Source organism: Streptomyces sp. NPDC048734 (genome assembly GCF_043198675.1).
Lineage (GTDB): Bacteria > Actinomycetota > Actinomycetes > Streptomycetales > Streptomycetaceae > Streptomyces.
On sequence record NZ_JBICUZ010000019.1, the window covers coordinates 1 to 12,116 of the forward strand.

At 71.7% G+C, this 12,116-nt stretch carries 12 protein-coding genes; 5 read left to right on the forward strand and 7 right to left on the reverse strand.

All coding sequences use genetic code 11. From position 1 onward, the window contains the following. Positions 1-783 (reverse strand): maltotransferase domain-containing protein (locus ACGFQC_RS32335; RefSeq protein ID WP_393289048.1); only part of this gene is annotated, 783 nt, incomplete at its 3' end. A 973-nt stretch (positions 784-1,756) separates the two neighbouring features. Here ACGFQC_RS32335 and ACGFQC_RS32340 point away from each other — a divergent pair. Next, on the forward strand, positions 1,757-4,375 hold the full coding sequence (locus tag ACGFQC_RS32340; protein ID WP_363091791.1) for a glycosyltransferase family 1 protein: 2,619 nt from the start codon (positions 1,757-1,759) through the stop codon (positions 4,373-4,375). A gap of 142 nt (positions 4,376-4,517) precedes the next feature. Here ACGFQC_RS32340 and ACGFQC_RS32345 read toward each other — a convergent pair whose 3' ends face one another. The 4 genes from ACGFQC_RS32345 to ACGFQC_RS32360 form a co-directional block, all read right to left on the reverse strand. Then, positions 4,518-5,126 carry a YdeI/OmpD-associated family protein gene (locus ACGFQC_RS32345; RefSeq protein WP_363091792.1) on the reverse strand — a complete coding sequence of 203 codons (609 nt, stop codon included), beginning with the start codon at positions 5,124-5,126 and terminating at the stop codon, positions 4,518-4,520. Positions 5,127-5,454: 328 nt separating this feature from the next. Next, complete coding sequence (locus ACGFQC_RS32350) at positions 5,455-6,060, reverse strand: SMI1/KNR4 family protein (RefSeq protein ID WP_363091793.1); 606 nt, start codon at positions 6,058-6,060, stop codon at positions 5,455-5,457. Between the two features lie 199 nt (positions 6,061-6,259). Beyond that, a complete protein-coding gene (locus tag ACGFQC_RS32355; protein WP_363091794.1) occupies positions 6,260-6,454 on the reverse strand; it encodes a DUF397 domain-containing protein in 195 nt (64 codons plus the stop codon). An 11-nt stretch (positions 6,455-6,465) separates the two neighbouring features. Beyond that, positions 6,466-7,320, reverse strand: a complete 855-nt coding sequence (locus ACGFQC_RS32360) for a helix-turn-helix transcriptional regulator (protein WP_363091795.1) — start codon at positions 7,318-7,320, stop codon at positions 6,466-6,468. Positions 7,321-7,546: 226 nt separating this feature from the next. Between ACGFQC_RS32360 and ACGFQC_RS32365 the strand changes: the two genes are divergently transcribed. Together ACGFQC_RS32365 and ACGFQC_RS32370 are read left to right on the forward strand one after the other, a co-directional pair. After that, positions 7,547-8,014, forward strand: coding sequence for an ATP-binding protein (locus ACGFQC_RS32365; RefSeq protein ID WP_363091796.1), 468 nt, complete (start codon positions 7,547-7,549; stop codon positions 8,012-8,014). Between the two features lie 165 nt (positions 8,015-8,179). Next, positions 8,180-9,778, forward strand: a complete 1,599-nt coding sequence (locus ACGFQC_RS32370) for an alpha-1,2-mannosidase (RefSeq protein ID WP_363091797.1) — start codon at positions 8,180-8,182, stop codon at positions 9,776-9,778. Positions 9,779-9,829: 51 nt separating this feature from the next. Here ACGFQC_RS32370 and ACGFQC_RS32375 read toward each other — a convergent pair whose 3' ends face one another. After that, positions 9,830-10,072 (reverse strand): type II toxin-antitoxin system VapB family antitoxin, encoded by a 243-nt coding sequence (locus ACGFQC_RS32375; RefSeq protein WP_363091798.1) that lies wholly within the window; start codon positions 10,070-10,072, stop codon positions 9,830-9,832. A 285-nt stretch (positions 10,073-10,357) separates the two neighbouring features. On the opposite strand from ACGFQC_RS32375, the gene ACGFQC_RS32380 reads away from it, so the two are divergent. Further along, on the forward strand, positions 10,358-10,591 hold the full coding sequence (locus ACGFQC_RS32380; RefSeq protein ID WP_363091800.1) for a hypothetical protein: 234 nt from the start codon (positions 10,358-10,360) through the stop codon (positions 10,589-10,591). A 76-nt stretch (positions 10,592-10,667) separates the two neighbouring features. Beyond that, on the forward strand, positions 10,668-11,462 hold the full coding sequence (locus ACGFQC_RS32385) for a DUF2637 domain-containing protein (RefSeq protein ID WP_363091801.1): 795 nt from the start codon (positions 10,668-10,670) through the stop codon (positions 11,460-11,462). 110 nt (positions 11,463-11,572) lie between these two features. On the opposite strand, the gene ACGFQC_RS32390 is transcribed toward ACGFQC_RS32385, so the two are convergent. Then, positions 11,573-12,088, reverse strand: coding sequence for a DUF1990 domain-containing protein (locus ACGFQC_RS32390; protein WP_363091802.1), 516 nt, complete (start codon positions 12,086-12,088; stop codon positions 11,573-11,575). Positions 12,089-12,116 lie beyond the last annotated feature (28 nt).

A 12,116-nucleotide genomic window follows, 5' to 3' on the forward strand; every position in this document is an offset into this window, starting at 1 on the left:
CGTGCCGTGCGGCCGCTCCGGGGTCCCCTCCGAACGCGGGAAGAACTCGTACCAGGAGCCGTACAGCGCCCGCTCCCGCTCCACCAGCAGGGGCAGCGTCTCGGACTCGGTGACCAGCTCCCGCACCGGATGGCGGGCCAGGACCACGTCCACCTCGGGCGCCAGCGCCGCCGCCAGCCGGGAGGCCGCCGGACGGGCCTCGTCGCGCAGGGCGTCGACCGCGGCGAGCAGGACGTCCCGCTTCGCCCTGACGTCGGCGTCCGCCTCGGGCACCCCGGCGGCGGCGCGCTCGTACAGCCGGGCGCCCTCCTCCAGGACCAGGCCGGTGTCGATGCCCGCGGGGATCTTGATGCGCGCGTGGTGCCGCCAGGTGCTGACCGGGTCGCCCCAGGCCTCCACGGTGTACGTCCAGCGGCCGGGCTCGTCCGGGGTGACGTCGGCGCCCCAGCGGTCGGTGCCGGGGGCCAGCTCGCGCATCGGCGTCCAGGGACCGGGGCGGCCGTCGGGACCGCGCAGCACGACGTTGGCGGCGACGGCGTCGTGGCCCTCGCGGAACACGGTGGCCGAGACCTGGAAGGTCTCTCCGGTGACCGCCTTGGCGGGGCGGCGACCGCGCTGGACGACCGGCCGGACGTCGAGGACGGGTATGCGCCCCACGGCCGTCCCGTCACCCGCGGAGGATCGCTCCGGGGCCGGCGGTCCGGCGGCGGCGGGTCGCACGGGGGGTGGTGCCGCGGTGCGAGGGGGTGTCGGGGGTGCTGACGAGTGGTGCGTGGCGGGCATGACCGCTCCTGTCCGCATCAACGAGGGTGGGCGGATGGATGTGGGGAGGTGGGTCCTGCGACATGCGTGCTGGGTGGTGCCGGGCGGTGCGGGGGCGCGCCGGGAACCGGGCGCGCCGGGGCGCGGTCCGGCAGCCGGGCGCCGGGGTCGGGCACGTCGCACGGCGTGCTCTCGTCGTACGGTGTGCTCTGGTCGTACGGGTCGTAAGGGTCGTACGGGTTCTGTACCGGAGGAGCCTTCCCACCCTATTCGGGTGAGCAATCCGGCAGGTTGCTAACTAGTCGCGCGCATGTATTCATGAAGTTTTGCCTCTTCCGTGGGGGCGGTTCCGGCGAGCGCGGCACTCGCCGGAGTTCGTCCGGTGAAGCGGGAATCCGGCCGGACACCTTGCCGTTCGTGACCCCTGCGACCGGGCCCTTTTCCACCGACGCGGGGGTGTCTCCGGGCGTGCGGCCGTAGACGGCGCGGCCGTGGCCGCGCCGTACGGTGGCGCCGCCGCCGTACGGGAACAGGTCGCGCGTCCCGTGTCGTGCCGTTCGTGTGCCCCGTCGCGCCGGTGAACACTCCGGGGCGTCCCGGGGGAACAGACCGAGGGCCGATCCATGGTCCGGGTTCCCCTCCTCGACTCGGTGCGTGGCGGCGGTGCCGGATGCGCCCCCGCAGCCTCTCGTGCGGCGCGAAGTGTCACAAGGTGGCCCGTGGGGGTGGAACCGGCCATAAAGGGGCGCACGCGGGGGCTCCGGGGCGCCCGCCAGGGCGGCAGCGGGGGCCGGGTGGGTCGACCGCGCCTACCCGGGGGCGTCCGGTGCCGACCCGGGGCGTCCGGCGTGGCGGGAAAAGACCCGTCGGCGGCCGAAAGCACGGGCCCGGCGGCGGCTGCCTCCAGCAAGTCCGGCACCGACGCCGGTACCGTCGTGAGAGACGTTGACGCACACTGCCGTGCGCCACTTCCTCACGCACGCCGAGGTGGAATGTGAAGGCGATCCGTCGATTCACTGTCCGACCCCTTCTCCCCGAACCCCTCCGGCCGCTCAGTGACCTCGCGCGCAACCTGCGCTGGTCATGGCACGCGGAAACCCGTGACCTCTTCCGGCAGGCCGACCCCGAACACTGGGCGGCCTCGGGCGGCGACCCCGTACGGCTGCTCGGAGCCGTGGACGCGGCACGCCTCCAGGAACTGGCCGGGGACGACCGCTTCCTGGGCCGGCTGGCCGCCGCCGCCGACGATCTGCACGCCTACCTGACCGGCGACCGCTGGTACCAGCAGCAGTCCGCCGGGCTGCCCGCCGCCGTCGCCTACTTCTCCCCGGAGTTCGGCGTCACGGCCGCCCTGCCCCAGTACTCCGGCGGCCTCGGCATCCTCGCCGGCGACCACCTCAAGGCCGCCAGCGACCTGGGCGTCCCCCTCATCGGGGTCGGGCTGCTCTACCGGCACGGCTACTTCCGCCAGACCCTCTCCCGCGACGGCTGGCAGCAGGAGCACTATCCCGTCCTCGACCCCAACGAACTGCCGGTGACCCAGCTGAAGGAGGAGGACGGCACCCCCGCCCAGGTCTCCCTCGCCCTCCCCGGCGGAAAACAACTGCACGCCAGGATCTGGCTGGCCCAGGTCGGCCGGGTGCCGCTGCTCATGCTCGACTCCGACACCGAGGACAACGACCCCGGCGAACGCGGGGTGACCGACCGGCTCTACGGCGGCGGCAGCGAGCACCGGCTGCTCCAGGAGATGCTGCTCGGCATAGGAGGTGTCCGTGCGGTCCGCGCGTACTGCCGGCTGACCGGGCACGCCCCGCCCGAGGTGTTCCACACCAACGAGGGGCACGCCGGGTTCCTCGGCCTGGAGCGGATCGCCGAGCTGTGCGACGAGGGGCTCGACTTCGACTCCGCCCTGGAGGCGGTCCGGGCCGGAACCGTCTTCACCACGCACACCCCCGTCCCGGCCGGCATCGACCGCTTCGACCGCGAACTGGTCGCCCGGCACTTCGGCCCCGGCGCCGAACTCCCGCGCATCGACGTCGGCCGCGTCCTCGCCCTGGGCAGGGAGACCTATCCGGGCGGCGGGTCCAACCTCTTCAACATGGCCGTCATGGGCCTGCGCCTCGCCCAGCGCGCCAACGGCGTCTCCCTCCTGCACGGCCAGGTCAGCCGGGAGATGTTCGCCGGCCTGTGGCCCGGCTTCGACCCGGAGGACGTGCCGATCACCTCCGTCACCAACGGCGTGCACGCCCCGACCTGGGTCGCGCCCGAGGTGCTGCGCCTCGGCGCCCGGCAGATCGGCGACCGGCGGGCCGAGGACGCGCTGAGCGTCGGCGGCTCCGACCGCTGGGACTCCGTCGCCGAGATCGCCGACGAGGAGATCTGGAACCTCCGCCGCGACCTGCGCGGGCAGCTCGTCGCGGAGGTACGGGACCGGCTCCGCGCCTCCTGGCGGCAGCGCGGCGCCGGCACGGCCGAGCTGGGCTGGATCGACGGCGTGCTCGACCCCGACGTCCTCACCATCGGGTTCGCCCGCCGCGTCCCGTCGTACAAACGGCTCACGCTGATGCTGCGGGACCGCGACCGGCTGACGGAGCTGCTCCTGCACCCCGAGCGGCCCGTCCAGATCGTCGTGGCCGGCAAGGCGCACCCGGCGGACGACGGCGGCAAACGCCTCATCCAGGAACTGGTGCGCTTCGCCGACGACCCGCGCGTGCGCCACCGCATCGTCTTCCTCCCCGACTACGGCATGGCCATGGCGCAGAAGCTGTACCCCGGCTGCGACATCTGGCTGAACAACCCGCTGCGCCCGCTGGAGGCCTGCGGCACGTCCGGCATGAAAGCGGCCCTCAACGGCTGCCTCAACCTCTCCGTCCTGGACGGCTGGTGGGACGAGTGGTTCCGGCCCGACTTCGGCTGGGCCATCCCCACCGCGGACGGCTCCGGCACCGACACCGACCACCGCGACGACATCGAGGCGGCGGCGCTGTACGACCTGCTGGAGCAGCGCGTCACCCCGCGCTTCTACGAGCGCGGCGCGGGCGGGCTGCCCGACCGCTGGATCGAGATGGTCCGCCAGACCATCACCCACCTCGGCCCCAAGGTGCTGGCCGGCCGCATGGTCCGCGAGTACGTCGAACGGCTCTACACCCCCGCCGCCCAGGCCCACCGGGCCCTGGACCCCGACGCGGCCCGCGACCTCGCCGCCTGGAAGGCGAAGGTGCGCGCGGCCTGGCCCTCGGTCACCGTCGACCACGTCGAGACCTCCGCGGCCACCCCGACCGCCGAACTCGGCACGACCCTCGCCCTGCGGGTCCGCCTGCGCCTGGGCGACCTCACCCCCGACGACGTGGAGGTCCAGGCCGTCTCCGGCCGCGTAGACGCGGAGGACCGCATCACGGACGGCACGGCCGTCCCCCTGAAACCGGTGGGCGGCCCCGACCTGGAGGGCAACTGGCTCTACGAGGGCCCCCTCTCCCTCGACCGCACGGGCCCCTACGGCTACACGGTCCGCATCCTCCCCGACCACCCGCTGACCGCCTCGGGCGCGGAACTGGGCCTGGTGACGGTGCCTTCGGAGGAACTGGTGGAGGGGGCGGGGGTGTTGATGCGGTAGAGGGCTCCCGGTTCCTCGTCTCTTCGTCGCCGGGGCTCGGGGGAGTCCCGGCGACGTCCGTCTCGTGGAGGCGGACGGTTGCGGCGAGGGAGGCGGCTACGGGGACGCGGTCCGGTCCGTGGCTACGGGTACGGGTCGGCGGCTACGGGTACGGCTTCTCGCCCTTCGCCAGCATCGCCACGTACTTCTCGATCCGGCGCGCCCGGGTCTCGGCCCTCTTGGCGTCCTGGATCCGGTACAGGATCGCGTAGCGGTTCTGCCGGTCCAGTGCCTCGAAGAACTCCGCCGCGGCCGGGTCGGCGGCCAGGGCCACCGCGAGGTCGTCGGGCACCGTGGCGGTCCTCGCGCTGTCGTAGGCCGCCTCCCAGCGGCCGTCCGCCTTGGCGCGGTCGACCTCGGCCTGCCCCGGCGGACGCATCCGGCCCTGCTCGATCAGGGCGGTCGCCTTGTCCCGGTTGACCTTGGACCACCTGCTGCGCGGCCTGCGCGGGGTGAACCGCTGGAGCCACCACTGATCGTCGAACGCGGCCTTCTGACCGTCGATCCAGCCGTGGCACAGCGCCACGTCGAGCGCGGCCGCGTAGTCCAGCGCGACGATCCCGGGGCCCTTCTTGCGCAGCTTGAGCCAGATGCCGGGCGAGACGGCGTGGTTCTCATCGAGCCACGCCTCGAACGCCCCGGCGGATGCGAACACGACGATCTCCAAGTCCTGAGTCACCCCGGCAGCGAACCACACCCGGCCGGTCGACATGACGCATTCGGGCTACGCCGTAGTGCGTTCCGGGTATGGCCGTAGACCCCGGTCAGCCCGAAGCCGAACCGCTCCGCGTGCTCGATCAGCGCAGCAGAATCGCGGAGCAGGCCGAGGCGGGGGCGGCCCTGATCGTCACGCGGGACAGCCGGCCGGTCACGGGTGTCCCCGACCTCGACCTGCCCGCGGCCACGGACGAGGAGATCGGCGCGACCCTGCGCGGGTGGGGAGCGGCCTCGACGACTGACGCGTCACGGTGCGTCGGGCTTCGGTTCTCTTTGGAGGCCGACGTGTTCGAGGCTGTCCTCTGCCGATGGATATCGACGTCTCACATCCCGCGGTCTGGGCCGTACCAAGGCTCGCAGCGTTCGTCAGCAGACATCGGGAGGTGCCGCAGTTCCACAGGGCCTGGGGAGAAAGCCGAACTGTTGGGGCCGCTCATGTCTTCGCCGATCAGGTGGCGGTAGAGCCATTCGGCGAAGCTGATGTGGTGCTCCGTCCAGGTTTCGTCATAGGTGACCACGAGCCTGGTGGCGTCGGAGGCGGCGTCAAGGAAGATCGTCTCTCCTCGGTCGGTGCTCGCGATCGGCCAGAGGCCGTCGCGGGTGCCGAATCTCAACTCCTCGAGTCCGAAGAGCCGATGGGGGTCTTCGTCCGCGTCGAGGTCGAGCTCCTCCCAGGGCACCTCGGACCACGCCTGGATGGTGTCCCGCATCCACCGCCCCAGGTTCCAGCGCTCGGTCGCGGGGTGTGAGAGGTACAGGTGGCCGTTGAGTTTGATCGGGGCGTATGTGTCGACGATGGCCCGGTAGTCGGCCGGCAGTTGAATGCCGAGTTCGGTGTGGAGGCGGTCCCATGCCGATGGCTCGGCATAGCGGTTCGGGGCCGGTCCGAGCATGGCCATGGTGGCAGCCAGGTAGTCGATTACGGGCACCTCGTCAGGATGGGCCGGCGCTGGGCAGCACGCAGTGGCAGAGTGATCGTCCGAATCACCTTACGGATCATGCCGGACTGCGGTCCCCGCGGGTCGGGCCGCCGATATGCGACAAGTGAGCACGGCGGCAGCGATACCGGTCATGTGCGGAGCCATTGGCGAAGTACCCAACCGTGATCACGTCAGTTGAGACGACCTCTCACTGTCCGCGCAGCCCTGGTTGATTCTTGAGGCCGGATATCAGGGCACGCAGGCCGGGTGTCGTCGTGGTGAGGACGGTGTCCGGGGCGTCGCTCTCGCGGAGGTGGAGGGTTCCGGTGGGGGTGGCGGCGACGTAGACGCAGTTCGAGCCGTCTCCGCTGAAGGAGGACTTCTGCCAGTTGAGGTCTTGCATGGCTGTTCCTTTCACAAGGACTGAATGCGGTGGTGGATGAAGGAGCGTGACTCGGCTGCTGTCAGGGCGCAGGACTCCATGCGGTCGAGCACGGCTCGGTACTTGTCCAACTGCGCTGCCGCGTCGAGAAACTCGCAGGCGCCGTGGTGTGAGTCCAACTGGACCGTGTCGAGTTGGGGGACCGGTCCCTCCGCATAGTCGAAGGACTGGCCGGTCGTGGGGAAGTCGTTCGTCTCGAAGGGGATCACTCTGATCGTGACGTGGGGAAGTTCGCTCATGTCGATCAGGTGCTTCAGCTGCCCACGAGTGACGACGGGGCCGCCGAAACCCATGCGCAGGGCCGCCTCATGGATGACAGCTGTGTACGGGGGCGGGTTCTCCCTGTGCAGCACACCCTGGCGCTTCATGCGGTGGGTGAGGCGGTGCTCGATCTCGTACTGCCGCATGGGCGGGACCACGGCCTGGAAAAGGGCCCGGGCGTGGTCGGTGGTCTGGAGCAGCGCCGGGATGTGGAAGAGGAGAGCCACGCGCAGTGCGGTGGCGTGGTGCTCCAGTTCGGCCAGATCGACGAGTGCGACCGGCACGTGGTCGCGGTACTCCTCCCACCAACCGCGTGTGCGACGGCCCGTCATGGCGGCAAGGGCGTCGATCAGCCGCTCGTCGGAGCAGTCGTAACTGTGGGCCATGGCGCGGACCCGGTCGGCGCTCACCGGTGTGCGCCCTGTCTCGATCATGCTGATGCGCGCCTGGTTGACGCCGAGGAGTTGGGCGGCACCGGTGGTCGAGAGCCCGGTGCGCTCACGGAGTTTGCGCAGTTCCGCGCCCAGCCTCCGCTGACGGAGCATGGGGCTGTTGGTGGGCGGCACGGCGTCTCCTTCCTGACCGCAAAGCGGCGCTCCATCCCTCACACGAGTGAAGGTTAGAGAATTACTGTTCAGTTTGTTAGAGGTATCTAACCATCTGCTCTACCGTGGTTGTCGCCGCTCAACAGCCCCCGCCCATAAGCCGGAAGCGCACCCACCAGGCACTGCCACCGCCCGGCGCGGGCCATGAGCGAGTCGTTCGGTTCCCCTTTTCCTCGGAGGAGTTCTCATGGTCACCGTAGCCCCGCCCGACACCTGGGTGTACGCCCTTCGGCTGCCGCACGACCCCCGCGCCGCACGGGTCGCACGTATGACCGTGCGGGCGGTGCTCCGCGGGCACGGGAGGGAGGAAGTGCTTGAAGCCGTCGAGCTGTTGGCCTCCGAGCTGGTCGCCAACGCCTACCTGCACACCCGAGGGCCCGCCTCCCTGCGGATGACCGCCCTGAGCGACGGGCGGATCAGGGTCGGCGTGTGCGACAGCCACCCGTACATCCCCGCGCCCTTCGCCAAGCCGCCCGGGGACCGGGTGCCGCCCGCCGACGTGGACCGGGAGGGCGGGCGCGGGCTGTACCTCGTGCAGGAGTACGCGGACTGGTGGGGCGGGTGGCCGCTGGAGGGTGGCCGGCTCGGGCGGGGCGGGGGGAAGTTGCTGTGGTTCGAGGTCGGGGGAGGGGGCGGCCGCCGTCTCGGAGGCTGAGCGTCTTCGGTTACTGGAAGAGCAACTTCCCTGCATCGCAAGTGACTTGAGCGGAACGTTGTCAGTGGCCCTCGATACGTTCTGCATGCGTCGCGGCTTGCGCAGCCCCGCCGCGCACCTCGTGGCCGGTACGACCGGCACGCCCCGGACGACGTAGGGACACCCATGGAACCCGTATTCGCCGACTTCTCCACCGACCCGGCCCAGCTGTCGAACGCCCTGGTCGCCCACCACCGTTGCGGGATCGCACCCTCGCACCTCGCGCTGGGCGCCGGCGGGTACGTCAGGCTGGACTTCACGGTGGGGGAGCGGGAGGAGATCGCCGAGGCCGTCGTCGCGGTGACCGTCGTCGGTACGGGCGCTCCGATGGACGTCCTGCTCAACGGCAAGGCCCTCGCCGAGGAGTTGGCCGTACCGGGGGACGGGGGGCACAGCGACCCGCGGGTCACCGTCCTCAGTGTGCCGGGGGAACTCCTGGCCGCAGGCGACAACCTGCTCGAGATACGCAACCCCGAGGGCGCGGAAGGACTGCTGCGGCTGCGGGCCGTGACCGTGGACCCCGCGCACGACCGGGAGCGGGCGGAGCGTGCCAGGGAGGCGCGGGCGGCCGGGCGGTCCGTCGTCGCCTACACCACCGAGGTCCGTGCCCCCGGCTCCGCCGTCTGGCAGACCGGCCCCCGGCTGCTCTTCCACGTCGACAGCATCCACAGCGGCGACAGCGGCGACCGGGCCCTGCCCGCGCACCTCGCCTGGCGCGGGGTGGACGGGTCGGAGGCGGCGATCGGGCTACGCGTGGACCTGTCCGGTTTCCTGGGCCACCGCACGACCGCCGACGGCGCGGTCACCGAGTACCGCGGCACCCTCGCCGACCGCCGGGCCTACCCCGAGGGCACGGCCGGGGCTCCCCTGCACCGGTTCTCCACCGAGGAGGGGCACGACGGCGCCTGGTCCCCTTCCGGCGAGCTGCGGCTGCTGCTCGACGACGGCGGGGCGCCCGTGGAGCGCGTGTCCTGGACTGACCGGCGGGGCACCACCGCCTCGGTCGTTCTCAGCTCCACCCACAAGCCCGGTGTGCGGGAACCCGCAGGCGAACTGCGGGACATCACCCGTACGGTCGTCGACGTCGAGGCGAGCGACGAGTTCGACGTGGTGGGCGAGGTCGCGGACAACCTGCTCACCAAGTCCTGGAGCAAGTGGCTGGCCAACGACGAGACCGCCGAGCTGGACTTCACCCTCGAACGCCCCGCCGCCGTCGCCGCGTACCGGCTGACCTCGGCGAACGACGCCCCCGAGCGGGACCCGCAGGACTGGGAGCTCCAGGGATCGCACGACGGGGGCCACTGGACGACCGTGGACTCCCGCACCGGCGAACGCTTCCGGCAGCGCCACGAGACGAAGGAGTACGCCGTCGCCTCACCCGCGTCCTACGCCCACTACCGCCTGAGCATCACCTGCAACCAGGGCTCCGACCAGACCCAGCTCTCCCGGGTCCAGTTCCTCGCGGGCGAAACCCCGGCCGCCGGGCCGACGCACGGTGCCGCCGACTTCACCGGCTACCGGGCGCCGAGCGGGGGCGACCCCGTCGGCTACCGGGGCACGCGCGTTCCCGGCCCCTGGTCCGACACTCCCGGCCGCGACGAGGACGAGGGAGCGGGGCAGGCCCTGCAGAAGCTGCTCGCCGGCGACCTCGGCGAGACGGCCCGCGGCCTGGACGACGCCGCCCGGCTCATCGGCAAGCTGGCGGCGTACCTGAAGAACTCCTGAGGCCGTGGCGGCCCGCCACGGACGGGCAGGGAGCGGTGTGCGGGGCGGTCATCAGCACGGCCACGCTCGACGGGCGGCACCACCACGGTACGTGCGCTTGTCGAGAAGGGCTTCGGCGTCGAGGCCGCCGTCCGCCACCAGATCCCGCAGGTCGTTGAGGGCGCGCAGGCGACGGTCGCGCGCCACTGTTTCGCGCAGGGCCGTGTTGATCGTGTCGCGCTTGGTCGTGGTCCCCAGTTCCTTGGCGGCCGCTTCCAGCGCTTCGTCGTCGAGGCCGATCACCGTACGGCTCATGGCCCTCCCCCCTGTATAGACGGGCGTATATCAACGTACCTGAGCGGATGTACACGGGTGGGTCGCGTCCGTCGCAGTCCACGGGGCGCCGTCGGCGCGGCGGTGTGTCCCGAGAGGTGTTCCGGGCCTTCGGTCGCAGGGCGGATGTCGCGCTTCCGCGGCCCCGATCCGCCGCCTCATGTTTTTTTCGGGCAAGTATCTGTTCCGACTCCGGGTATCCCGTTCGGGCGCACATTGCCCCCGAATGCAGCACACCGTCTCTCGCGTGGCGCTCGTTAGGTGGGCGTGACAGAGCAAGAAGAAGGCGGAGAACACGTCCTGCCGTCGGCAGTCGATGGTCGTATGTTCACCAGCGTCGGAGTGCGGTCCCGCACCTCCTCGGAACTGCTGGAAGACTTCCGGAAAACCATTGACGGTCTCGAAAGGGAATACCTGAGGGAGGCTCGGAGGATTCTCGGCGGCGAAACTTCCACGATTTTCATCCCATCAGGTTCTCGTGCGCTCGACATGACATTCTGAAAGAGGGCGCGGAGAACTTCAGATGGACAGGTTCGGCAATAACGGCCACTTTTACAATCAGCCCTACGTTCCGAGGGTGGGAGACGAGCCGAGGGGTCCGTACGACGGCATTCCCTTCCCGGCCCAGCAGTCCTGGGACAGCGCACCGCACACCGCCGCCCGGGACGGCGCACCGCACGCCACCGCCTGGGACAGCTCGTCGCACGCCACCGTCTGGGACGGCGTGCCGTACACCGCCGCCTGGGACAGTGCCCCGCACGCCACCGTCTGGGAGGGCGTGCCGCACACCGCCGTACTGGACGGCTGGGACCCGGACGAGGAGCTGGCCGCGATGCTGGCCCCGGCGCAGACCCAGCAGCCCTCTCCCGAGCCCCCGCCCCTGCCCCCGCCCCACCACAGGGGTGACCGGCGGCGGACGCGTCCGGAGCCGGACCTCCCGCCCGGTCGACGCGTCACCCACGCCACGGTCCTGATCGCCGCGATCTTCGTGTGCGCGGCGTGCCTGCTGGGCTGGTCGGTCGCCTACACCTACGGGCAGCTCCGCGTGATCGCCGAGGGCATGCTGCCCGACGCGGTGGCGCGGTGGTGGCCGCTCGCGGTGTACGGGCCGTGGTTCGTCGCGGCGCTGTCGATCCTGCGGGCCACGGTGCAGCACCGGCGCGCGCGCCGCTCCTGGAGCGTCCTCCTCACGGCCTCGGCCATGGCCGCGGCCTTGTGCGTCGGCCACTCCTCCCGCTCGCTCATGGCGTTCGTGATGTTCGGAATGCCGCCCGTCACCGCCCTGGTGTGCTTCTGGGAACTCATCGGCCAGGTCTCCTCCAAGCAGGGGGCCCGGCCGGGAGCGCATGCGCAGCGGAGTCCCGGGACGTGAGGAACTCCGCCGCCCGACCGGCCGGGCGGCGGCCGGTCACCGTGGTCCGGAACCGGTCGCCGTGGTCCGGGACCAGTGGGGACGGGGCGGCGGCCGACTGGGGACCGGCGTCACGCGTCCTCGCCGCCCGCCAGGCGGCGCAGCACCGTCCCGCACCTGCGCGCGTACGCCTGCTGCAGCTGCCGGGTCGCCGGGCCGCCCGCGCGGGCGTACCACTTGGCCGGGCGGCTGAAGGCCGTGACCGTCAGCCAGACCGTGCCGTCGCCCGTACGGTCGACGACGAAGGACTCCTCGCCGGACTCCGGGTGGCCGGGGAGCGTGCCGTAGGCCCAGCCGGCGCGGCGGCGTTCCTCGACCGTCCAGACGACGCGGCAGGGGGCCTTGACGACGCCCGCCAGGGTGACCGTGACGTCCACGCCCCGGGCCGCGCGGTCGGCGGTCGTCTCGACGCCGACGCCGAGGGCGCGGTGCACCTCCCAGGTGAGGACGGCCTCGGCGGCGCGGCGGAAGACCTCCTCGCCCTCCCCGAGACGCGTGCGCACGTGCAGGGCGTGGAAGCCGGGCGGGCAGAAGCCGGGCTCGCGGGTGGCGCCGACGTCCTCGTACGTGAAGTCCCCAACTGACATGGGACCCAAGAGTAGGGCGGCACCCGGG